The sequence below is a fragment of the Pseudalkalibacillus salsuginis genome (assembly GCF_021646685.1).
Taxonomy (GTDB): domain Bacteria; phylum Bacillota; class Bacilli; order Bacillales; family Fictibacillaceae; genus Pseudalkalibacillus; species Pseudalkalibacillus salsuginis.
Window position 1 is genome coordinate 1 of record NZ_JAKJHW010000002.1, and the last position, 21874, is coordinate 21874.

A 21874-nucleotide genomic window follows, 5' to 3' on the forward strand; every position below is an offset into this window, starting at 1 on the left:
GAAGGATCGCTCTGGCTTAAAGATTCGGTCCTTCCCTTCCCATCTCGAGTTTGGGAAGGTACTATGACCTCTGCTGACTTCTGCCGGTTCAGCTACCCATCGCTGGATAGGTTACGAAGTGTACTTCGCGTTTCCGGCAGACCTCCCCGGGTAAGTTCACACACTTCCTCTCCATGTACCCGTCTCATTTACTGTCATTCCCTTCGGTCGTTGGGACTTTGATGTGAGTTGCCATCTCATCCCAGAAAAACAGCCTTGTATGAGATTCGTGTTCCTCGGGTCGGAGATTTGCCTCCGGCTTCCTTCAGATTCCGGGTCGTCCCGGACACCCTTGCCTTCAGCTAACGGCTACAACGACCTTCACCGTTCGGGACTTGAACCCTAGAGCGTGTGCACATGCCGGGCGCACAACAAAAAAAGGCTGAAAAACAGCCTTTTTTGGTTACATAGCATCGAGCATTTTAAATTGAGATACGATCAGATCATAGTATTCTCCTTTTTGTTTCATGAGAGAATCATGATTTCCTTGTTCAATAAGATTTCCATGATCGAGAACAAAAATATTGTCAGATTCACGGATTGTTGAGAGCCTGTGGGCGATGATGATCGCTGTACGTCCTTTAAGCAATGTTTGCAAGGCGTTTTGAATCTTCAATTCTGATTCTGTGTCAATACTTGCTGTCGCTTCATCCAATATCAGGATCCGCGGATCTGCCAGTAATGCACGTGCAAACGAAATCAACTGCCTTTCCCCGACAGATAACACATTCCCTCTCTCTTCTACCTCTGTTTCATATTGATTCTCGAGTTTTTCGATGAAGGTGCTTGCGCCGACTGCTTCAGCAGCTTGGATGACTTCCTCATCACTTGCGTCCGGGCGTCCGAACCGGATGTTATCTATGATGGTTCCCGAAAAAATGAATGTATCCTGTAAGACTACACTTACTTTTTGTCTTAAACTATCAAGCTTCACATCTCTCAAATCGATACCATCGATTTTGACTGATCCTTCCGTGGGGTCATAGAACCTGCTGATAAGATTGGCGATCGTCGTCTTACCTGATCCCGTATGTCCGACTAAAGCGACGGTCTCACCAGCTTCGATCGTCAAATTAACGCCATTCAATGCTTTCCGTTTGTCATCGTAAGAGAATTCCACTTGATCAAATTCGATCTTCCCATCAATGTCATCAAAAGTGATCGCGTTTTTCCGTTCTGATACATTCGGTTGTTCATCAAGGAATTCAAAGATTCGCTCACTGGATGCCATGGCAACCAGCAATTGGTTGTAAACCTGCCCCATACGTGAAATCGGTTCCCAGAACATACCTAGATAGAATGCAAAGGTTACGAATACCCCATAGTCCATTCCATTTTGGATCAAGTACACACCATACCAGATGAGGATGGCTGTTCCGATAGCATTTGACATTTCGACGAACGGACGGAAAACCGCACTCTTCCGGGTTGCATCCTTCCAGCTATCGAACGTCTCACCGTTCACTCCCTCGAAGAATCCCATGTTTTCTTTTTCCTGTGTATAGGATTGGGTCACCCGGATTCCTTGAATGCTTTCATTCAGATGGGAATTGAGCTTTGCTTGCTTGATCCGGACCATTTGCCATGAGCGGCGGATGTTTCCGCGTAATTTCGTAGAGATCAAGAACATGATCGGCAGGACAATCATGATGGCCAAAGTCAATTCAGGACTTAGGATGAACATGATGACGAGAATACCGATTAGAAGGAGGAAGTCCATCAATAGATTGATGACGCCGTTTGTAAAAAGTTCCTGTAATGAATTGACGTCGTTGATGATCCTTACAAGAATCGATCCAGCCGACCGTTGATCGAAAAATCGATGGGAAAGGCGCTGGATGTGTTTAAACAATCCTTGCCGGATATCATAGATGATGTATTGCCCTAGCTGATTCGTCCATTTGATCCGGAAGGTATTCGCAATCCAAGCCAGAATGTATAGCCCCGCTATTCCGAAAATCAATTGGATAAGCAAGCTCTCATCTTGTTCTTTGATCGCATGGTCGAAAAGCAAAACCCCGATGAAGATCGGAACGACCAATCTCACAGCTGTCGAAATCAACATGGCGATAATCGATTTCGGCAATAGATTGGTTTGGTATGGCTTCATGTAACCAAATAGGCGTAGCATCTGTTTCCAATTGAATTGTTTTTCTATCGCTTGATCCTGTGAATAATGAAATCGTTTTTTCGTATTGTTGCTCATTCTCTCACCTCACTTAACCAGTTTGTCTTTGTTTGATAGCCTCTTTATCCTTATATTGGATATCATAGACCCTCCGGTACATACCTTCTTGATCGATCAAATCTTCATGGGTGCCGCGCTGTGCAATTCGCCCGTCTTCCAGTACAAGAATCTCATCTGCATGTTTCAAGGAAGAGATACGATGGGCGATGATGAATGTAGTCCTCCCTTTCATCACTTCCTGGAAGGCTTTTTGAATCTTGAATTCTGTCTCCATATCGACTGCACTCGTTGCATCATCCAGTATGAGAATACTTGGGTCTGGTAAAATGGCACGAGCAATAGCGATCCGCTGCTTTTGCCCTCCAGATAGCCCCATTCCCCGTTCACCGAGGATTGTATCGTAGCCATCAGGGAGCTCCTGGATGAACTCATGAGCTTGGGCTCTTTTAGCTGCCTCGACGATCTTTTCGAATTCTGCATTTGCGTTTCCATATGCGATGTTGTCTCTAATCGATGAAGAGAACAGGAAAGTTTCCTGTAGAACGACTCCAACATTTTTTCTGAGAGATTTGATGGAATATTCCTTAATATCTCTTCCATCGACCAAGACTTTGCCTTCCTTCGGTTCATAGAATCTTGAAATCAATTGAGTTATGGTTGTTTTACCAGCTCCAGTGGCACCTAGAAGTCCAATTGTCCTTCCTTTAGGAGCTTTGAAGGAAACGTTTTTCAATGCGTACTCTTCTTCACTCGCATACTTATGCGTAACATCGACGAACTCTACATCGCCGTTCAACGTGTCAATTTGAAGGGGGTCTTCCGTATCCTGGATATCTTCTGGTTCATCTAAAATTTCCAACAGCCGCTCACCAGAAGCCTTTGACTGTGAAAATGTGTTGATGACGAATCCAAGGTTCATGATCGGCCAGATGATATACCAGACCAGACTAAAGAAAGCGACGAGCTCACCTGGATTCAATTGATTGTTGAATACAAGGAATCCACCATAAGAAAGAAGAAATACGACACAAAGGTTCCCGATCATTTCCATGAGTGGGAAGTATTTCGCCCAGATGTCTGATGTGTTCAGGTAATTGTCACGATAATCCTTGTTATTGTTGACGAATTTCCCGATTTCGAAGTCTTCACGGGACAGGGACTTGATTGTATTGATTCCGCTGACATTTTCTTGGACCTTGGTATTCAATCGACCCATGGATTTCCGAATTCCTCTGAAGGCCGGATGTACCTTCTTGTCAAAACGGTATACGGCAATGGCCAAGAACGGAAGCATGCCGAGTGTGACAAATGCAAGAGGTACTGAATAGTAGAACATTACAGCTAAACTGAATGATACGAGCAAAACGAAGTTGATGACCTGTGCAAACCCGAAGGATAAAAAGAACCGAAACCCCTCGACATCAGCAGTCAGGCGTGACATCAGGTCTCCGGTTTTTGCATTGTCATAATATCTGAACGGTAAATACTGCAGCTTTTTATACAATGCCTCCCTCAACCGGTAAACAGCGGTGACACCGAACAAATCGCCCAAATACTGATGGAAGAATGTTGCTGTTCCTTTGATCGCCATCACGATGATGAAGCCGATCGCCAAATATGGTATCCACCAGTATTGCTCATTGATGATGACCTCATCAATGGTGAACTGCAACAGCATCGGATATATGACTGTAATACCTGATACGAATAAGAGGGAAAATACTGAGAGTAAGAAATATTTGCGATAAGGCCAATAAAATTCTTTTAAACGTCTAAAAGTATCCACATAAGCACCTGCCTTCTTTTTATGTATTGTTTAAAAAGTCATAATATAAATAATATAACGGACTCCGAAATAAATAACCAGAATTTTGCTTAAAATTTATTACGAGGTAAATTATACATATTTTAGATCCATATTATTATCTATCGGATCATAGTACTGGATGTTTAAATGATTTAATTTTCAGAAATTAAATCATGAAAAAAATAGAGCCTAACCTGAGTTAGGCTCTACTTTGAAATGTCTATTAAACGTTAAGTGTTTCTTGACCTGGCTTCCAGTTTGCCGGGCAAAGTCCACCAGTTTGAAGAGCTTGAAGGACACGCAGTGTTTCATCTACATCACGGCCAATGTTATTGTGGTTTACCACAGCGTACATTAGCTCACCTTCTGGACTGATGATGAACAATCCGCGTAGTGCAACCCCTTCCTCTTCAATCAACACACCATAGTCTTCAGAGACTTTATGGTTCGTGTCTGCAGCTAATGGGTATTTCAATTCACCTAATCCGTTATCGTCACGGTTCGTATTGATCCATGCCAAGTGAGTGTGGATCGTGTCAGTAGAAACACCGATCACTTCTGTGTCAAGGTCTTCAAATTCATCATAGCGATCACTCATCGCAGTGATTTCTGTAGGACAAACAAATGTGAAGTCCATTGGATAGAAGAAAAGGACTGTCCACTTATCATTCTTCATGTTTTCTTCAAGGCTTACTTTACCGAATTCTTTGTTTGAAAGTACTGCATCCATTTCAAAGCGTGGTGCTTGTTTTGCTACCATACGTTCTGCCATTCGTAATCCCTCCAAAATGATTTTTAATGTAAGATCGGCAGTTACGCCTTTCTTTTCCATCATTATTGTACATGCTATATTATAATCATTCACTTATTGATAGTCAATATCAAATGAGAATTAATTTAATATAGCGCACTAGACATGCTTACTATTTCCAAAAAAAGCTTGTAATAAACGCTTCGGGCATGTCCATATCTATTCTAACGTGTTTTCTTCCTCTTCTCAAAGGATATACTCTGACCTTATTTATTGCGGGTCTGAGCAAAAGTCCGTTATAGTATTATTATTCTGAACTGAGAAGCAAGGAGCTGATTTATATGGACGAACTACTCGCAAAAATCGATTGGGCTGAAATTTTAAAAGATGCCGGAATACTGGCTCTGAAATTGATTTTCATCTTGATTGCGTTCATGATAGTGAAGGCGATCGGTAACCGAATCATACAATCTACATTCGAAAAAATTCAGAACCGGAGAGACATGTCTCCTGGAAGGGTAATAACACTGAAGAGCATAATGAAAAGTGTCTTTTCTTACATATTGATCTTTATTTTAGTGGTTGCCGTGATGGGAACTTTTCAATTAGATGTTACAGGGCTGTTAGCTGGGGCAGGTATTATCGGATTGGCGATCGGTTTTGGCGCCCAAGGACTTGTCAGTGATGTTGTGACAGGTTTCTTCATCCTCTTGGAAAAACAGCTTGATGTTGGGGATTACGTGACAACGGCCGGCTTTGACGGCATTGTTGAGGAAACGGGTTTGAGAACCACGCATATCCGAGGGTTTGACGGTACTCTCCACTATGTCCCCAACCGTGAGATCAGCGCCATAAGCAACCATACTCGCGGGAACATGAGAGCACTTGTCGATATCAGTATTTCTTATAATGATAATATCGATACAGCAATCGGAGTCCTGCAGGAAGCTTGTGATCGTATCGCTGAAACAAATGAGAATATCGTCGAGGGACCGAATGTCCTTGGTGTACAATCACTAGGTGCTTCTGATGTCGTATTACGTGTCATTGCAAAAACGAAGAACGACATGCAATGGGGGGTCGAGCGCGAACTGCGCAAAGCGCTAAAGGAATCTCTAGAAGCAAACGGAATCGAAATCCCGTTCCCGCATCAAGTATATATACACAAAGACGAAAATCAATAATGTTTATTTTGGAGTTGTTCCGGGTACTCTTTTTAAAAGGCTGTTTCGTATAGATTGATGTCTAACAGTTTAGAAAACAGCTTTTTGAAAAAAGGAGGGTACTTCATATGCCTTATGATTCCCAAGAAGAACTACCTGATCAAGTGAAGAACAATCTTCCCGAGCATGCCCGTGAAATTTATAAAGAAGCCTTCAACTCGGCTAGCAAACAATATGACCAGGAAAAAACAGCACATAAAGTAGCGTGGAATGCAGTAAAAGAGAAATATGAGAAGAACGAAAACGACAACTGGGTGAAGAAAGAAGATTAGACGGTGCCAGGTACACTTTCAAACCTCAACTGCCCCAAGGCCCTCTAAAGTGTACCTGTCACCATGTAGAAAAAATCCCCATCAAGCTGGCTGCAGCCTGAGGAGGTTTTTTTTATTATCCTGTAATGATTTCTCCATATGGATAACGGACTTTACGGCGAAGACTAGGTTTCGCCAGGATGAATAAAAGAGTAAGAGGTCCAAGCTTTCCGAAATACATCAACAGGATGATGACGATCTGGCCGATTACGGATAATTCACCGGTAATCCCCATTGAGAGACCGCATGTGGAGATTGCTGAGACCGCTTCAAACAAGATTTCGATAAAAGATGCGTCTTCAGAAATCATCATGATGAAAACTGTCGTAAATAATATGCCCAGCAAGATGACAGTAATGGCAAATGCACGGATGATCGTACTGTCACTGATCGTCCTCCCGAGAATGACCGCTTCACTTTTCCCTCTTAGGAAGGTCGCGACAGAAAGCAATAAAGCGATGAAGGTGGTCAATTTGATCCCTCCACCAGTTGAGGTGCTTCCAGCCCCGATGAACATAAGGATGATTGTGAAAAAGATCGATGCATCTTCCATACTGTTCACATCAAGGGAGTTCAATCCTGCGGATCTCGGTGTCACCGCTTGGAAATAAGAGTTGAACAATTTATCGGACAAGGGCATCAGGCCGATCGTTTTTACATTATTGAATTCGAGCGCGAATATGACGAACAAAGCGACAATATTGATGACACCCGTACCGATGATCATCAGTTTCGAATGCAGGGAAAGTTCCTTGAACTTCCTGCTGTAGTAAAGATCAAGTATGACGGTAAATCCCAAACCACTCAATACGAATAAAGTCGAGATGACTGTAAGGACGACAGGATTACTGTTATGACCGATCAAGCCTTCCGACCAAATCGAAAAGCCCGCACTGTTGAAACCGGAAATACTATAAAAAATACTTGCGTAAGTCCCCTGTTTCCATCCCATGTCCGGTACCCACATAGACATAAGGATAAGTGTCCCGATCGATTCCGAAACGAGAGCAAAAATCAACAGTACTTTTACCAGCCTGATGATCCCGCCGTAAGATGACTGGTTAAGGGCTTGTTGGATCAGAAGCATGAACCTTATTCCAATCCTTTTACTCAACATCTGAACGATTAACACAGCAAAGGTCATGATCCCTACTCCACCTGCTTGGATCAAACTTAGGATGATGATTTGCCCGAACAACGTATAGACGGAACCGGTATCGACCACGACAAGCCCTGTAATCGTGGAGGCTGATGTCGCAGTGAACAAGGCGGTGAGCCAGGTGATTTCCCCGGTTGTTGCAATCGGCAGTTTTAACAGCAATGTACCGACCGTGATCAACACAATAAAAGAGAAGGCTAATATCCTTGGCGGTGTCAATACCACTTTTTTTATTCGATTAGGAATACCTAGAGTTTGGAAATTCATATGTACATTAACCCCTCTAATAGAAAAACGATCTAGAGAACTAAGTATACCTAAATATGACTCTTGTGTACATTGACCCCTTTACAACATACGGAAAATCAGAAAAAAGAGGACAGCGGCTGCCATCCCCTTATTGTTGGTTGAAACGTTGGTCGACCTGTTCACAAATCTCATCCGCTGTATAACCGTGAGCGCTGATGACTGATCCTTGTGTAACCGTGTTTTGGATTCCCATTACATTCTGATCCTGCCCTGTGATTACACAGCAATCACAATCCTCAGCATCTTGCTCTTGTTTTAATTGTTTTACTTCATACCCTCTGCTTTGCAATGCCTCTTGAACATCTGTCAATGATTGTTCTACTCCGATTCTCGGCATTTCATCCACCTCCTTGCGAATATTGTTAATGTAACCTCATCAAGGGGGTGTTATGCATTTTATGGAAGCCCAATATAAGCCTTCAACGGTTGTATGATTGGTCTAAACAGCACCGCAACCAAAATTTTTATACTTTCTTATCCTTTAAAAAAGAGCCCCATTCAGGGACTCTAAGTCGTTTTATGTGTCAGATAATCGATCAATATACTTGTTGCAACTTCCATAGCCTCTTCTTTCGGTTCGATTTTAGAGTGATGGAGGCCATATGGCGTCTCGACACCAAGCCAGAACATGAAACCTGGTATCTCTTTTAGAAAATAGCCGAAATCTTCCCCTGTCATGGCCTTATCAACCTGCAAAACGGTATATTGAGGTTTTATTTTTGCGATGTATTCACAAAATTCATGAGTAAGCTCAGCATCATTGTTGACTTGGTAGTAATTCGCACCGTAATCAATATCAGCTTCGCATTCAAATCCCGCTTTAATACCGTTCACGAGTGCTTCGACCCTTTTTTTCACACTGTCCATCGCTTGAGGCGATAAAGTCCTTATTGTTCCTTCGATCCTTGCATTTTCAGCAATGATATTCTGTTTCGTCCCTCCCATTATTTTCCCGATGGTGACGACTGCCGAATCAAGCGGATCCATATTCCTCGAGACGATCGTCTGCAGTTGGGTGACAAGATGGCTCGCTGCCACAACCATGTCATTTGCTTGATGTGGATAGGCTGCATGCCCCCCTTTTCCTTTCAAGTTTATGAAAAGCTCAGAGGTGTTCGCAAAAAGCAAACCTTCCTTGATGCCGATCGTGCCGACAGGGAGATTCGGTTCAATGTGTAAAGCAACGATCATATCAGGACGATCTTCATTGAACACATCACTCTCTAGCATTGGCAATGCCCCACCAGGACCTTCTTCTGCAGGCTGGAAAATGAACAATAGATTGTCGTCTGGACGGTTATTCGCAAAGTGTGTCAATACGCCTAAAGCAATTGTCATATGAAAATCATGGCCGCAAGCATGCATCATACCTTCATGTTCCGAACGAAAATCATAAGTCGTTTCCTCTTTGATCGGTAACCCGTCAATATCAGTACGATAACCAATTGTCTTTTTGGGAACTGCCCCGGTCACTTTTACGAGCAATCCAGTTCGCCACTCCTTCACCTCTAAAAAATCTTGAGGAAGAGAACGAATGTATTTTAATAAAAATTGCTGGGTTTCCACCTCTTGAAAACCCAGCTCAGGAATCCGATGTAAGGCACGTCGGATAGGTATAAGTTCATCGAGAGGCATCATATTTCGCTCTCTCCTTTTCTAGTCTTCTTTTAATTGACGAAGTTCTTGCTTAATTTCCGTCTTGCCTTTAGTCTTATCATCGATCTTCTTGATGACGCGGGCTGGTGTCCCGGCAACCACTGACAACGGAGGGACATCTTCTGTGACGACAGCACCCGCTGCGACGACAGAACCTTCACCTACTCTAACACCTTCTAAAATAACAGCGTTAGCACCAACCACAACGCCGTCTTCAACAACGACAGGGCTCGCTGATGGCGGTTCAATCACCCCTGCAAGGACCGCTCCCGCTCCGATGTGGCAATTCTTCCCTACTGTCGCACGTCCACCAAGAACAACATTCATATCAATCATCGTCCCTTCACCAACGACAGAACCGATGTTGATCATAGCGCCCATCATGATGACTGCATTTTTTCCAATTTCAACCTGGTCACGGATAATCGCCCCTGGTTCAATTCGTGCTTGTACTCCTTTAAGGTCCAGCAAAGGAATCGCTGAGTTGCGTCGATCGTTTTCTACAACATAGTCTTCGATTGAAGTTTCGTTCTGTTCAATCGCATTCTTGATATCTTTCCACTCACCGAAAAGCACGCCGGTAGTACCTGTAATGAACGATTTCGTGTTGGCACCGAAATCGATTGCTTCAAGTTCTCCCTTGATATGTACTTTTACAGGTGTTGACTTCTCACTATTTTGAATAAATGAGATGATTTCATTTGCATCCATCATTTTCATGTCCCTTTTCCTCCTATTGACAATTATAGCTGCTTAGTCTATCCCAGATGCATAAACGTTCAGCTTCCAATTCGTCTTTTTCATTTCAATCGCGTTCATTTTATCGTACTTTCTTCAAGATGTTAAGTGTTACGTCCTATGTTTCATCGACTTGATTAGTTCATTAAAGACCCTGACCTGTTTCAACTGGAGGGATGCTTCACTATTGATGATCCACGTGTCCCTGCTAAGCGGCTCATTCCGCTCATTCATAATCGGAATCGTATGGATATTCCGGTCTTGTCTAGTCAAGCTTATGGAAGGCAATATCGCATAACCAATACCATTCAGCGCCATCTGCTTGCAAGTTTCGATCTGATCCACGACAATCGTCCTTTTTGGCGAAGATTTGAATTTCTTCACCCACCAGTCCTGAATCTCCTGATAATAAGTAGAATGGCTCCTAAATTGGATGAATGGTCTTGTCGTCTCCTTCAATTCCTCCAAGGACTGGATTTTCGTATCGACCAGGTGCAGCTCATCCTTCATCAAATATTCTTTTGGTCCCTTCCAATCAGGGTAACCTCTTATGATCCCAACATGGTAATGATCGCTGAACAATTGCCGCTGGACTTCACTACTCCACCCCGTAACAAGTGAAATTTTCACGTTCGGATATTGTTCCACATATTTCTTCAAAACCTTCGGAAGCCAGTATTGGCCAATGATCGAGGCAACAGCGATCTTCAACGTTCCATGCACGACGTCCCCTAATGATAAAATCTCATCCTGCAAATCCTCTTCGGTCTGGAGGGTCTTGTTGACAAATTCAATGACCTTTTCTCCTGCCGGTGTGAGTGTCAAACCCTTCTGAGATCGGATGAAAAGCTTCGCTCCCCAACGTTGTTCAATGGACTGAAGTCGCTGGCTCAATGCTGGCTGAGATACATAAAGCCGTTCGGAAGCTTTGCGCATATTCAATTCAGAGGCCAATACATTCAACACTTTAAACTCGGTCATCTGCATAAATCTCTCACGCCTTTTATTGATAAGATTTTCTTATCGTAGAACATAAAATAATCGTTATTTTATTATAGCTGAAGATAGCATACGATAACAATAGAATCGGATATGGAAGAAGGTACCATTATGACAATATTATTGATATTCATCGGTTTCGCTGCCACTTTCATCGGCACACTTGCTGGAAGCGGCGGATTGATCAATCTGCCAGCCATGCTCCTTGCAGGGGTTCCGGTTCACAATGCAATCGCTTCAAACAAATTTTCCAATATGCTAAGTTCTTTTTCAAGCTTTTTCGTCCTATTGAAACGGAAGGAAGTGAAGCTGAAGGCTGCATTGAAAATAGCCCCATTCAGTTTTTTTGGCGGGATTATAGGGGGACTGGCCGCTTCCTCTTTATCCGAACGGACGATGATCATCATCGGAATCAGCTTATTGGGCTTAACATTTGTTACATCCTTCATCAAGAAACCACCACAGCAGAAAGACGGACATGAAAGATTATCCTTATGGAGTTATCCTAGTTTATTCGGTATAGGTGCCTATGACGGCATGTTCGGACCAGGCCAGGCAACTTTCCAGATGTATCTATTTTTCTATCAGGGTATCTCTTACCTCCGAACCATCGCTTACACCAGGTTCAATACGTTTTTAAGTTGTTTCGGCGGGTTCATCAGCTTCTATGTTACCGGGTATGTCCGGTGGGATGTAGCAATCCCTTTGTCAATCGGTTCATTGATCGGTGCCCAGGTCGCGGTACGGCTTGCTGGCAAACTTTCAAAATCGATTGTAAAACTGATATTACGCTTCATCACTCTATTGCTCTTGATTCAACTCGTCTATCAATTTTTAGGGGGGAATCTATAACATGAAGATTATATTCAAAAGGCTCCATCATGTTCAAATTTGTATACCGACTGGAGAAGAGGAAAAAGCACGCTCTTTTTACAGCGATATATTAGGCTTGACTGAAATCGAAAAGCCTGAATCGTTGAAAAAGAATGGCGGGTTATGGTATCAGGTTGGTGACATCCAACTGCATATCGGAACAGAAAAGTATACAGAAACGAGCAAAAGACATCCAGCTTTTGAAATAGCTGATCTCGATACAGTGAAAAGCTACCTGGAGGAAAACACTGTAACCATTAAAGACGAAACGAAGATCACAGGCTTGAAAAGGTTCTCCTTCCTCGACCCTTTCCATAACCGGATCGAATTCCTTGAAACATATGAATAAATAGCTCTTGATTATAAAAATTTAAAAGGAACGATCCATTGTAGACTACTCGTTGTTTATATAATAAGCGCATAAATTTGATGGATTGATGTCTAGCTCCAACGGCCAACCACTTGGTTCACTTCAGTCCTCCTGCGGCGGTCGACACATTGATTTAGTTCGAAGTGTTTTACCCACGTAGAACCGAACTTTGTTTGGTTCAAGCCTCCTCGTCGGTCTTCCAGTGACCTGCGTGGCTAACCAGGGGGCGGTTGCGCTTTTCTTACTGTTCAGGTGTTTGATCTTCCTTTCTCGGCAGAAAAACGATCAAGACAAAACTGACAATAGCTAAGATACATACACCGATATAAACACTATCAAGAGAAAATGTGAGCCCTTCTTGAAGAATTTTCAGTGTTTCGGGTGCTAATTTTTCTCGTTGGGATTTTTCGAGAAGGATGTTCGCAGCATCGATCGATAACGAATCATCCAGGTCCGCTCCATGTGCCTCCAAATAGCTCTGCAGCCGATTGTTCAGAATCCCGCCTAGAAGCGTTGCACCGATCGCACTCCCTAAAATTCTCATGAACATATTTGATGCTGTCGCCACTCCCCGTTTCTCCCAATTTACAGACGATTGGATCGATACGATGAAGGTCGTCGTTGAAAGCCCCATCCCGACACCGATGATGAACGACCCAATCGCAGCCCAAACCGGCCCTTTCACCGGGTCAAGGAACACGAAGAAGAGGGATCCTAAAACAAGCGCGATGCCTCCTCCAAGGGCCACTGTCCTGAAACCTAATTTTATGATCAACCTTCCTGCCAATGTGGATGCAATCGGCCAACCGATGGACATTGTCGTAAGGGTAAAGCCCGCTACAAGAGGTGACTCCTCCATGACACCTTGCACATACGCAGGTAAAAAGGAAGAAATCCCGAATAAAATCGCACCGGTAGTCAGTGAAGCGAGGTTTGCTAACGTGATCAAGCGATCCTTCCATAAGCTAAGTGGCATGGTCGGCTCTGCAGCACGTCGTTCCTGGAAGATGAACAAAATGAAACTAGCGGCAAAAGTTCCAATCAAGCCTGCGATCTGCCAGGATGTCCAAGGGAGAGAAACCCCGCCTTGGATCAAAGCCACCATCAAACTGCTGACTGAAATGAAAACCAATAAAGCCCCTATGTAATCTATTTCATGCTTTTTCTTTTCAATGTCTTCATGTAAAAATAAATTCGTTCCTAATATCGCCAAAATACCAAGAGGAAGATTGAGCCAGAAAACCCATGCCCAGTCCCAATAAAGGACAATGAAGCCGCCAAAAGCTGGGCCGAGTACAGCAGAAATACCCCAGACACTTGCTAGGTATCCCTGGATTTTTGCCCGTTCCTCCATTGTGTACATATCACCTACTATCGTCGTCGCAATCGGCATCACCGCTCCAGCACCAATACCTTGAATCAGACGGTAGATAATGAGCATTTCCATCGTCTCAGCGAAACCGCACAACAAAGAGCCGACCATGAACATTCCGATCCCGAATGTAAAAACAGGCTTACGACCGAACAGATCGGATAATTTGCCATAGATTAAAATCGTTACTGCCTGCATAAGCAAGTAAGCAGAGAAAACCCAACTGTACAATCGGAATCCGCCTAGATCAGCGACGATGCTCGGCATTGCAGTGGAAACGATCGTTCCTTCAATAGCAGCCATGAACATCGCCAAAATAACTGCAGCTAAGACAAGAGGCCTTAGTGTGGTCTTTTCTTTGATCCCTACCAAAATATCTTCTTTCGTCATATGTTCACTTCCGTTTTTTGGGTATCCAATAATGCCCTCCCATTATATCAACTTTATTCCACAAAATCTTCAGAACCATCGTTTAGCTTTGAAAAAGATAAGCATTCCTATCGTCATCATGATCATAATCCCCCAAACAATCGGATATCCCCAATGTTCATCTAACTCCGGCATATATTGAAAGTTCATCCCATAGATTCCGGCAATAAATGTGAGCGGGATAAAAATTGTAGAAACGATCGTCAATACCTTCATGACCTCATTCATCTTGTTACTTACACTTGAGAAATAGACATCCAGGAGATTAGTTGACATCGAATGGGTCATTTCCACCATATCCATGACATGTATGACGTGATCGGATACATCTTTCAAATAGAAACCGGTATTCATATCGATGATTTTCGATTTTTCCAACCCTGTAATGATTTCCTTGACAGGCCACACCTGCTTGCGGAGATATATTCCGACATTTTTGTAATTATAAATCTTCTGAAGAACGGTTTGGTCAGGATGTAACACCATCTCCTCTTCAACCTTCTCGATATCCGCTGCTATCCGTTCAGATTCAATCAAGTATTGGTCGACGATTGCATCCAATATGGAATAGACTAGGTACCCTGTACTCATCTTGCGGATATTCCCTAGATTTTGGCGAATCATTTGGCGAACAGGATCTAGTACATCACCCTCTTTTTCCTGAAACGTTATGATCGTTTGATCTTTTATGATGAGACTGATCTGTTCTTCATCAATATCAATTTCCTCCCGCTCGAACCATACCATCTTCAAAATCATCAGTATATAATTGTCCAGTACATTGATTTTTGGCCGATGTTCAGTATTCAATATGTCTTCGATGAGTAAAGGATGTACCCCGAAGATATCACGGACTCCCTTAAAGACCTCTTTGTTGTAAAGCCCTTCGATATTGATCCACGTTACGCTGTCTGATTCGGCATATGATAATGCTTCCTGGATCGTATCGACAGATTTTTCTGCAAAAACGTCACCGTTATAGTCGATGATAGAGATCTTCGTAACCGAAGCCTCTTCATCTCCTACGTAAACCAGAGACCCAGGGGGCAGTCCTTTTTTCTTTTCCAAATCTGCTTGTTTACCCATTCAATCATCTCCAAACACTACTTTTTATCTACACAAAGGGTAATATGTGTGGACTTTTATTTCTATTATTGTCGAATCATCAGAAGTTTCCACGAAAGACTTCCAAAGGTCTTGCTTTTGTAAGATAATGTACAAGGTCAACTCGAAACTTAGGTATGGAGGTAAAAAAATGTTAGTTCATACAATCGAAAGAAAGAGAGAACAGATGCTAGAGACAGCGAAAATTTATGGCATGTCATCTAGCGAAACCCTTAAATGCAGCCAAGAGTTGGACAAGCTTCTACAACTACATTTAGTAAAAAACATACATGAACGAAACTTGAACATACTCAAAATTTCCTAATTTTAATATATTGAAATAAGGTCATATGAACTTGAAAACATTTCAAAAATTAAAATTGGGCAGATCTTTATAAAGAAAACTATACCCGTTATCAATCCATAACACACTTCTACCATGTCGTGTGTATAACATATAACCTCTTCGATCACAGATCGAAGAGGTTTCTTTTTATTTACTTATCCTCATATAGGCATAACTGGGGAATAAACATAATTAAAAATGGATGGGGGAAATTCCTGTATGCTGATAAGTGTTGTTATGGCCGTATACAATGGGGAGCTTTATTTACAAGAAGCAATAGACAGCATTTTACAACAAACTTATCCTGAGTTTGAATTTATTATTGTGAACGATGGTTCTACCGATAAAACGATTCAGATCCTAAATGATATACAAGACCCAAGAGTTCGGCTCATTCACCTTCCTAAGAATGTAGGAGCTGCATCCGCCTTGAACAGAGGGATTCAAGAAGCAGAAGGAAAATGGATTGCAATTCAAGATGCAGATGACTTAAGCTATCCGTCAAGATTGAAAGAACAGATATCTTATGTTAAAGATCATCCCGGGATAGCTGCAGTGGGAACATTAAGGAAATGTATAAGCGGCAGAAATGAAATCCCGAAAAAAAGACTGAGAACGGAAGAATTCAGTAACTATCTTGTTTCAGGTGAACATTTGAGAGCTTACCGATTCTATATCAATCCTTTATGTCACGGCTCTGTTCTTTTTTCAAAGGAAATTTTCAAGAAAATCGGTGGCTATGATCCTTCCTATAAGATTTGTTACGATTACGATTTATGGATAAGAATGCTTGAAGTCGGGTCTATCCATAAAATCAACAAAGTATTATATCACTATCGAATACATCCCGAATCAATAAGCAGGAAAAAACAACCTTATAATGAAGACTGGCTCGTTGCTTCCACACACATTAAGAAAATAGCAAAAAAACAATATCATGACACCCGTGATCCAGTCTTCCTTGTGATAGGGAATTCAAATGCTTGTAACGAATTCAAACAGATTTGCAGTTTGAGCAAGCTGAAAGTGGACTGTTATCTACAATCAACGGATTCGGGTACTCTTGAAGCAATACATCAACTTATTAAAAAGCAACTTATTGATAGTGTAATCTTATTGGAAGGGATCCAATATCTCAGTATCTTTCAAGCTCTTGAGGAAAAGGGTATGGAATGGAATAGGAACCTTTTTAAAATCTGGGCCGGATATTGGAATTGATCATCATGGAATATGGAAATTCAAAAAACCTTTTTCAATAAATGAAAAAGGTTTTGTATATACTATGTATGGTGACCCGTACTGGGCTCGAACCAGTGACCTCCACCCTGTCAAGGTGGCGCTCTCCCAACTGAGCTAACGGATCCTTTTTAGCGGACAAGTATTACTATACTTATATTCAACGAAATTGTCAACGTTATTTTTAAAGAAATTTGGCAGTAGGTTGACCTGGTGGTCTTCGGCCAACCTATATTGAATATTAACCGATTCTCTCTTCTTCATCACGTTTCCGGATTTCTTCCTCCTTTAGATTTTCTTCACGATCACGAATACGATGAGCTAATCGGCTTGAAGCATTAGCGGCTAAACTTGCAATTAGATCATCTAGAAACGTATGGACACCATTGCCATGTTTCGTATCTAATTTTTGGATGATCCCTACTTTTTGTTTATCAAGATGGCCGAATGTTGTAATCGCAATGCTACCATATCCATAGACAGCACCCATGGCGATCGTTTCATCGATTCCGAACAAACCTTCATCTGTTTCAACAATCGATTGAAGCGGCTCAGACAACTTGTTTTGCTCAGCCAATTTATCCAGTTCAATACCAACCAATAAGGCATGTTGCATTTCTCTCTTATCCAATACTGCTTCAACACTTTCAATACAATCATCCATTTTCAAACCTGGTGCATATGGACTTTGCATGTCGTAAACGATTTCAGCTACATCCATGATACTGACACCGCGCTCCTTCAAAAGGTTCATTGTTGCAGCTTTCACTTCCTTGCTGTGAATACGTTTATTCATTGTCAGTCTCCTCTCTCTGCTAGTTCCATTGCTTATACTTAATTTCATTATAGCATTTATGATAGAATGTATCTCAGATTAAAGTGTCTGCTTTCATTATGGAGGATGATTTAAAGATGAAACAAAAAGGTATTACTCTAGATAAGACAATTCAGAGTGAATTATTAAATGAGGAAATCAAAATGCTCGTCTACCTTCCTCCATCCTATACACCTTTATTGAGGTATCCTGTATTGATTGCACAAGATGGAGATGACTATTTCAGGTTAGGAAGGTTAGCCCGTACTTCTGAAGAGTTATTTGAAGAAGGTGAAATCGACGAATTTATTATTATCGGGCTTCCATACAAAAGTGTGAAAGACCGCAGGAGGAAATACCATCCTTCCGGTGAACAGAACGCTCCATACGTACGTTTTCTTGTGAATGAACTCGTGCCATACATTGAAGCGGAATTTTCCACCCTCGAACTTCCAAGTGCCAGAGTATTGGTTGGTGATTCCCTTGGTGCCACGGTTTCTTTAAAAACAGCATCATCCTACCCAAGGACGTTCGGAAAAGTGATTCTTCAATCGCCATACGTTGATGAAGAGATAATGAAAGAGGTTTCGGAAATTAAGGATCCTTCACTTCTTACCATTTATCATGTTGCAGGAAAGCAAGAGACCGAAGTAGAAACGACTAATGGAGAGGTGCTAAACTTTATTGAACCGAATCGTGAACTGAATAAACTTTTTTCAAAGCGATCTTTTGAGTATCATTATGAAGAATTTGATGGAGGTCATAGTTGGAAATACTGGCAACCTGACATTCCAAAAGCTTTGAAATATATGTTTTCAGAGTAATGCCCCCTAATCGGGATGTTGTATATAAGTAGGAAATAGTGAGAAAATTTGCTATAATAGATTAAGTTCGACAACAACATGCATGTTATTCAGTAAGAGGAGGGTAATTATGAAATACGGTATCGCGATTTTTCCATCGAAAAAACTACAAGACCTTATAAATTCATATCGAAAACGTTATGATCCTCACTATGCATTAATCGCTCCTCACTTGACTTTAAAGGAACCGTTTTATGTCGAGGACGAGGCTGAATTGAAAGAATTAACACAACAAGTCCATGAAATTTCTGATAACATCCAACCGTTCACCTTGCACGTCTATAAAGTCGCATCATTTCATCCAGTAAACAATGTCATTCATTTCAAAGTAAAAGAAGAAGAAAGATTGATGAAGCTTCATGAACAATTACATCAGGAAGAACTTTACAGTGAACGTCCGTATCGTTTCGTCCCTCATATAACAGTTGGTCAAAACCTCTCAGACGAAGAGCATCATGATGTTCTGGAATCCCTTAAGATGATGGATATCGACCATAAGGAAGAGATCGATAGATTCCAATTGTTATATCAACTTGAAAATGGTTCCTGGACAGTATATGAAACCTTCCATCTAGGAAAGGTCCGCTGAGCAAATTGAAAGTTGAAGTTGTTGACACCGATCGAAAATTAGAGGATGCCTTCCAAGTACGGACGAAAGTATTCGTTGAGGAACAAAATGTGCCTGTAGAAGAAGAAATTGATGAATTCGAGTCAGAATCCATTCATTTCGTCATTTACAGTGATAACCATAAGGCTATTGGAGCAGCACGCTTACGCTTTGTAGAGGATTATGGAAAGGTTGAACGTGTCTGCATTCTCAAGGAATTCAGGGGTACTGGAGCAGGTAAGATGTTGATGCAAAAATTAGAGCATACAGGGTCTGAAAGAGGTTGTAAAAAGTTCGTCCTCTATGCACAGACTCATGCTGAACCATTCTATCAACGCTTAGGTTATCACACATACTCGGATATTTTCATGGATGCTGGTATCCCACATATTGCAATGAAAAAAGAATTTTAAAAACGACCCTTCAAAGGTCGTTTTTTTACTGGATACGAATCTGAAATTAACTTTCAGCTGGCATTTTACTGATGTGGACACCTTCATCTTGTTTCCATTCCAGATAGAATATTTCTTCATAATGGTCGATGTGATGTTTTTGAAGGGTTTTCTTCAGCCATGCTTCATCAAATCCCGCCTTCTTAAGGTTTTCCCAGTCGACCTTTCCATCATTAATAAAGGTAAATGGCAAATAAACCGGGTTTTGCGGCAAACCCATATCCGAAAGCGTCGGTGTTTCATATTCCGGCTTTCTCATGACACTGACAGAACCATCTGTCTCGATGATCGCAAAGGCCACCTCTCTGATGGAAAACACGTCCTTTTGCCGTAATAGATTCTGAAGTTGATTCAAATCCATTTTGTTCTTTTTCATTTCCTTTTTATCACAATGTCCATCCCGTATGATGATAGAGGGACTACCTTCAAGAAGTTTCCTTGAACCACGGAACTTTTGGGTGAAGAATTCCATGATGAAGATCATAGTACCCCACAACCCTATTGCAAAAAGGATAGAGCCGACATTTACCTCATCATCATAGATTGCATTTCCAACTAGTTCCCCAAGGACAACAGCTGAAATGAAATCAAAAATCGTAATTTGAGCGAGAGATACTTTACCCAATATTTTTGTCATCAGAAATAGGGCAATAAAACCTACAAATAATTCCGTTGTAGTCGATAGAATATGCATATGTCCTTCCCCCTCATTGCATGTTTTCTTAGTATGTACGGATTGGGGAAAGACTAATCGCACCTGGATGTCAAAATAAAGAAAACTTAGCAAAGCCAAGCCCTTGCAAGGCTAATCGCTGAAAATGAGGCTCAACCAAACAAAGTTCAGTTCTGCGTGGGTAACACTTCGACCTAAATCAATGTGTCGACCCGCCGCAAGAGGACTGAAGTGATCCAAGTGGTCGGGTGGTGGAGCTAGACATCACTTCACCGCAACCAAAATTTCACACTTTCTTATCCTATAAAAAAAGCCTGCCGGCTGATTGCCAACAGGACTCCAACTGCTTTGATGAACAGACTATTCCTCTAATAAAAAGAAGTATGGAGAATAATCCTTGATCTGGTATGTGACCCGTTTATCTTCTATCCCTTTGATGATATAGGCGTAGAGGGCTGTCCGGTATAGGGACCAAACCGATAACGATGGTAATGAGACCTCCCACCTCTTACACATTTCTTTCATGAAAATTTCAAAACTGCAGCCCTCCTTATATTCTTGAAGCGTTTCGTACATCGTGGTAACGATCGATACGTGATGGTCATAATTTCGAATCAGGGTTTGAGCAGGGTTTTCTTCATATGTGCCATGGCCCGGAACCATTCCAACATTGGTCAGTGATAAAAGCTTTTCAATAGTAGCTAATGTAGCATCCGCATCAATAATAAATGGAATCCTGTGCTTCTCGAGTTGTTCAGTTCCAAAGTACCCATCCGCTGCATACATGATGTTACCGGCTTTGACACCGAGTTGGTTGACACTGTGACCTGGTAAAGCGATCAGTTCAACTTCAATAGAGCCGAAGCACATTAATCCCTCTGTAACAATATGATCAATGGCAATTGGCGGTGCCTCTAAAAATTTATTCCGCAACTCATCTAGCGGACGGTTCCCCTGCAGGAGGTACATCGGTTCCAAAACAGGATTCCGCAGGATTGCTTCTTCAATTTTTGGGGCGAAGGTCAGTATGTTTGTTTGGTTCTGGAGAAATTTTGCACCTCCATAATGATCTGCATGGGCGTGCGTTATGAACAGATGGGTGATTGGCAGCGACTTTTCGTGCAATTGCCTGATGATATGCTTCATCACCTGTTTATCGATGCCGGTATCAATCAGGACTCCATCATCACCTTGATTGATATAACCGACATTGACTGGTCCTTGAAAATAATAGCATCTGTGATCCATTTGGCATAGTTTCATTGTAATCGCACCAATCTTTCTTTAATAAAGGCGTTCCTAAAGGTAATAATTGTTTATAGCAATTTACAAACTTGTCGATATCAAGTATTAGCTCAGATTAAGCCTTAGTTACCTTAGCCCAACAAAAGCAAATAAAAAAGGAAAGGAGAAATGACTCAGATAGAGTCAAGTCCATTTCCTATATTACTTCGTTGATATTTTGCCCTTTTCCTGTTAATTCAGAGAAAATTTTTTGGAAAGAATCATGAGGAGCATGGATGTGCTTGAATGGTTTTGAGTAATCCTGACTTTT

22 protein-coding genes and 1 tRNA gene are annotated in these 21874 nt (G+C 41.8%); 9 read left to right on the forward strand and 14 right to left on the reverse strand.

The genetic code is table 11. From position 1 onward, the window contains the following. Positions 1-442: 442 nt before the first annotated feature. The 3 genes from L1611_RS05160 to L1611_RS05170 form a co-directional block, all read right to left on the reverse strand. The gene (locus tag L1611_RS05160) at positions 443-2245 is read right to left on the reverse strand and encodes an ABC transporter ATP-binding protein (RefSeq protein WP_236312048.1); all 1803 of its coding nucleotides are present in this window, start codon (positions 2243-2245) and stop codon (positions 443-445) included. A gap of 13 nt (positions 2246-2258) precedes the next feature. Beyond that, positions 2259-4013: an ABC transporter ATP-binding protein gene (locus tag L1611_RS05165; protein ID WP_236312049.1), complete on the reverse strand. Its 1755-nt coding sequence runs from the start codon at positions 4011-4013 to the stop codon at positions 2259-2261. 244 nt (positions 4014-4257) lie between these two features. Further along, on the reverse strand, positions 4258-4806 hold the full coding sequence (locus L1611_RS05170) for a peroxiredoxin (protein WP_225065397.1): 549 nt from the start codon (positions 4804-4806) through the stop codon (positions 4258-4260). A 320-nt stretch (positions 4807-5126) separates the two neighbouring features. Between L1611_RS05170 and L1611_RS05175 the strand changes: the two genes are divergently transcribed. After that, positions 5127-5969 carry a mechanosensitive ion channel family protein gene (locus L1611_RS05175; RefSeq protein ID WP_236312050.1) on the forward strand — a complete coding sequence of 281 codons (843 nt, stop codon included), beginning with the start codon at positions 5127-5129 and terminating at the stop codon, positions 5967-5969. A 107-nt stretch (positions 5970-6076) separates the two neighbouring features. Then, entirely contained in the window at positions 6077-6280 is a 204-nt protein-coding gene (locus tag L1611_RS05180) for a ChaB family protein (protein ID WP_236312051.1), read from the forward strand. A 115-nt stretch (positions 6281-6395) separates the two neighbouring features. Here the strand turns inward: L1611_RS05180 and L1611_RS05185 are convergent, their stop codons facing one another. From L1611_RS05185 to ccpC, 5 genes are all read right to left on the reverse strand, one after another. Further along, positions 6396-7745: a TrkH family potassium uptake protein gene (locus L1611_RS05185; RefSeq protein ID WP_236312052.1), complete on the reverse strand. Its 1350-nt coding sequence runs from the start codon at positions 7743-7745 to the stop codon at positions 6396-6398. Positions 7746-7875: 130 nt separating this feature from the next. Further along, positions 7876-8124 (reverse strand): YkuS family protein, encoded by a 249-nt coding sequence (locus tag L1611_RS05190; RefSeq protein WP_236312053.1) that lies wholly within the window; start codon positions 8122-8124, stop codon positions 7876-7878. A 170-nt stretch (positions 8125-8294) separates the two neighbouring features. Beyond that, complete coding sequence (locus L1611_RS05195; RefSeq protein ID WP_236312833.1) at positions 8295-9422, reverse strand: N-acetyldiaminopimelate deacetylase; 1128 nt, start codon at positions 9420-9422, stop codon at positions 8295-8297. Positions 9423-9443: 21 nt separating this feature from the next. Then, complete coding sequence (gene dapD, locus L1611_RS05200) at positions 9444-10163, reverse strand: 2,3,4,5-tetrahydropyridine-2,6-dicarboxylate N-acetyltransferase (RefSeq protein ID WP_236312054.1); 720 nt, start codon at positions 10161-10163, stop codon at positions 9444-9446. Between the two features lie 129 nt (positions 10164-10292). Further along, on the reverse strand, positions 10293-11168 hold the full coding sequence (gene ccpC, locus L1611_RS05205; protein WP_236312055.1) for a transcriptional regulator CcpC: 876 nt from the start codon (positions 11166-11168) through the stop codon (positions 10293-10295). A 123-nt stretch (positions 11169-11291) separates the two neighbouring features. Here ccpC and L1611_RS05210 point away from each other — a divergent pair, with 123 nt between their 5' ends. Both L1611_RS05210 and L1611_RS05215 read left to right on the forward strand, forming a co-directional pair. Beyond that, the gene (locus L1611_RS05210; protein ID WP_236312056.1) at positions 11292-12032 is read left to right on the forward strand and encodes a sulfite exporter TauE/SafE family protein; all 741 of its coding nucleotides are present in this window, start codon (positions 11292-11294) and stop codon (positions 12030-12032) included. A 1-nt stretch (position 12033) separates the two neighbouring features. Then, on the forward strand, positions 12034-12402 hold the full coding sequence (locus L1611_RS05215) for a VOC family protein (protein WP_236312057.1): 369 nt from the start codon (positions 12034-12036) through the stop codon (positions 12400-12402). 262 nt (positions 12403-12664) lie between these two features. On the opposite strand, the gene L1611_RS05220 is transcribed toward L1611_RS05215, so the two are convergent. Continuing rightward, complete coding sequence (locus tag L1611_RS05220) at positions 12665-14185, reverse strand: MDR family MFS transporter (protein ID WP_236312058.1); 1521 nt, start codon at positions 14183-14185, stop codon at positions 12665-12667. 69 nt (positions 14186-14254) lie between these two features. Beyond that, positions 14255-15310 carry a magnesium/cobalt transporter CorA gene (corA, locus tag L1611_RS05225; protein WP_236312059.1) on the reverse strand — a complete coding sequence of 352 codons (1056 nt, stop codon included), beginning with the start codon at positions 15308-15310 and terminating at the stop codon, positions 14255-14257. A 169-nt stretch (positions 15311-15479) separates the two neighbouring features. Here corA and L1611_RS05230 point away from each other — a divergent pair, with 169 nt between their 5' ends. Beyond that, positions 15480-15653 carry an aspartyl-phosphate phosphatase Spo0E family protein gene (locus L1611_RS05230; RefSeq protein ID WP_236312060.1) on the forward strand — a complete coding sequence of 58 codons (174 nt, stop codon included), beginning with the start codon at positions 15480-15482 and terminating at the stop codon, positions 15651-15653. A gap of 240 nt (positions 15654-15893) precedes the next feature. Then, positions 15894-16892, forward strand: a complete 999-nt coding sequence (locus tag L1611_RS05235; protein ID WP_236312061.1) for a glycosyltransferase family 2 protein — start codon at positions 15894-15896, stop codon at positions 16890-16892. Between the two features lie 69 nt (positions 16893-16961). Here the strand turns inward: L1611_RS05235 and L1611_RS05240 are convergent. Together L1611_RS05240 and L1611_RS05245 are read right to left on the reverse strand one after the other, a co-directional pair. Further along, positions 16962-17037 (reverse strand) — tRNA-Val (locus L1611_RS05240). Positions 17038-17151: 114 nt separating this feature from the next. Next, positions 17152-17706 (reverse strand): phosphatidylglycerophosphatase A family protein, encoded by a 555-nt coding sequence (locus tag L1611_RS05245; RefSeq protein ID WP_236312062.1) that lies wholly within the window; start codon positions 17704-17706, stop codon positions 17152-17154. Between the two features lie 116 nt (positions 17707-17822). On the opposite strand from L1611_RS05245, the gene L1611_RS05250 reads away from it, so the two are divergent. The 3 genes from L1611_RS05250 to L1611_RS05260 all read left to right on the forward strand — a co-directional run bounded on the left by L1611_RS05250 (position 17823) and on the right by L1611_RS05260 (position 19607). Beyond that, entirely contained in the window at positions 17823-18548 is a 726-nt protein-coding gene (locus L1611_RS05250; RefSeq protein WP_236312063.1) for an alpha/beta hydrolase, read from the forward strand. A gap of 109 nt (positions 18549-18657) precedes the next feature. Then, positions 18658-19176 carry a YjcG family protein gene (locus L1611_RS05255; protein ID WP_236312064.1) on the forward strand — a complete coding sequence of 173 codons (519 nt, stop codon included), beginning with the start codon at positions 18658-18660 and terminating at the stop codon, positions 19174-19176. 5 nt (positions 19177-19181) lie between these two features. Beyond that, positions 19182-19607, forward strand: a complete 426-nt coding sequence (locus L1611_RS05260; RefSeq protein ID WP_236312065.1) for a GNAT family N-acetyltransferase — start codon at positions 19182-19184, stop codon at positions 19605-19607. Positions 19608-19653: 46 nt separating this feature from the next. On the opposite strand, the gene L1611_RS05265 is transcribed toward L1611_RS05260, so the two are convergent. Both L1611_RS05265 and L1611_RS05270 read right to left on the reverse strand, forming a co-directional pair. Beyond that, positions 19654-20340: a DUF421 domain-containing protein gene (locus L1611_RS05265; protein ID WP_236312066.1), complete on the reverse strand. Its 687-nt coding sequence runs from the start codon at positions 20338-20340 to the stop codon at positions 19654-19656. A 339-nt stretch (positions 20341-20679) separates the two neighbouring features. Beyond that, a complete protein-coding gene (locus tag L1611_RS05270; RefSeq protein ID WP_236312067.1) occupies positions 20680-21582 on the reverse strand; it encodes an MBL fold metallo-hydrolase in 903 nt (300 codons plus the stop codon). Positions 21583-21874 lie beyond the last annotated feature (292 nt).

What these genes read in the sequence shown, in the direction of transcription:
- L1611_RS05160 (WP_236312048.1), bottom strand. Translation starts at nt 2,245, where the DNA reads ATGAGCAACAATACGAAAAAACGATTTCATTATTCACAGGATCAAGCG.
- L1611_RS05170 (WP_225065397.1), bottom strand. Translation starts at nt 4,806, where the DNA reads ATGGCAGAACGTATGGTAGCAAAACAAGCACCACGCTTTGAAATGGAT.
- L1611_RS05175 (WP_236312050.1), top strand. Translation starts at nt 5,127, where the DNA reads ATGGACGAACTACTCGCAAAAATCGATTGGGCTGAAATTTTAAAAGAT.
- L1611_RS05180 (WP_236312051.1), top strand. Translation starts at nt 6,077, where the DNA reads ATGCCTTATGATTCCCAAGAAGAACTACCTGATCAAGTGAAGAACAAT.
- L1611_RS05185 (WP_236312052.1), bottom strand. Translation starts at nt 7,745, where the DNA reads ATGAATTTCCAAACTCTAGGTATTCCTAATCGAATAAAAAAAGTGGTA.
- L1611_RS05190 (WP_236312053.1), bottom strand. Translation starts at nt 8,124, where the DNA reads ATGCCGAGAATCGGAGTAGAACAATCATTGACAGATGTTCAAGAGGCA.
- L1611_RS05195 (WP_236312833.1), bottom strand. Translation starts at nt 9,422, where the DNA reads ATGCCTCTCGATGAACTTATACCTATCCGACGTGCCTTACATCGGATT.
- dapD (WP_236312054.1), bottom strand. Translation starts at nt 10,163, where the DNA reads ATGAAAATGATGGATGCAAATGAAATCATCTCATTTATTCAAAATAGT.
- ccpC (WP_236312055.1), bottom strand. Translation starts at nt 11,168, where the DNA reads ATGCAGATGACCGAGTTTAAAGTGTTGAATGTATTGGCCTCTGAATTG.
- L1611_RS05210 (WP_236312056.1), top strand. Translation starts at nt 11,292, where the DNA reads ATGACAATATTATTGATATTCATCGGTTTCGCTGCCACTTTCATCGGC.
- L1611_RS05215 (WP_236312057.1), top strand. Translation starts at nt 12,034, where the DNA reads ATGAAGATTATATTCAAAAGGCTCCATCATGTTCAAATTTGTATACCG.
- L1611_RS05220 (WP_236312058.1), bottom strand. Translation starts at nt 14,185, where the DNA reads ATGACGAAAGAAGATATTTTGGTAGGGATCAAAGAAAAGACCACACTA.
- corA (WP_236312059.1), bottom strand. Translation starts at nt 15,310, where the DNA reads ATGGGTAAACAAGCAGATTTGGAAAAGAAAAAAGGACTGCCCCCTGGG.
- L1611_RS05230 (WP_236312060.1), top strand. Translation starts at nt 15,480, where the DNA reads ATGTTAGTTCATACAATCGAAAGAAAGAGAGAACAGATGCTAGAGACA.
- L1611_RS05235 (WP_236312061.1), top strand. Translation starts at nt 15,894, where the DNA reads ATGCTGATAAGTGTTGTTATGGCCGTATACAATGGGGAGCTTTATTTA.
- L1611_RS05245 (WP_236312062.1), bottom strand. Translation starts at nt 17,706, where the DNA reads ATGAATAAACGTATTCACAGCAAGGAAGTGAAAGCTGCAACAATGAAC.
- L1611_RS05250 (WP_236312063.1), top strand. Translation starts at nt 17,823, where the DNA reads ATGAAACAAAAAGGTATTACTCTAGATAAGACAATTCAGAGTGAATTA.
- L1611_RS05255 (WP_236312064.1), top strand. Translation starts at nt 18,658, where the DNA reads ATGAAATACGGTATCGCGATTTTTCCATCGAAAAAACTACAAGACCTT.
- L1611_RS05265 (WP_236312066.1), bottom strand. Translation starts at nt 20,340, where the DNA reads ATGCATATTCTATCGACTACAACGGAATTATTTGTAGGTTTTATTGCC.
- L1611_RS05270 (WP_236312067.1), bottom strand. Translation starts at nt 21,582, where the DNA reads ATGAAACTATGCCAAATGGATCACAGATGCTATTATTTTCAAGGACCA.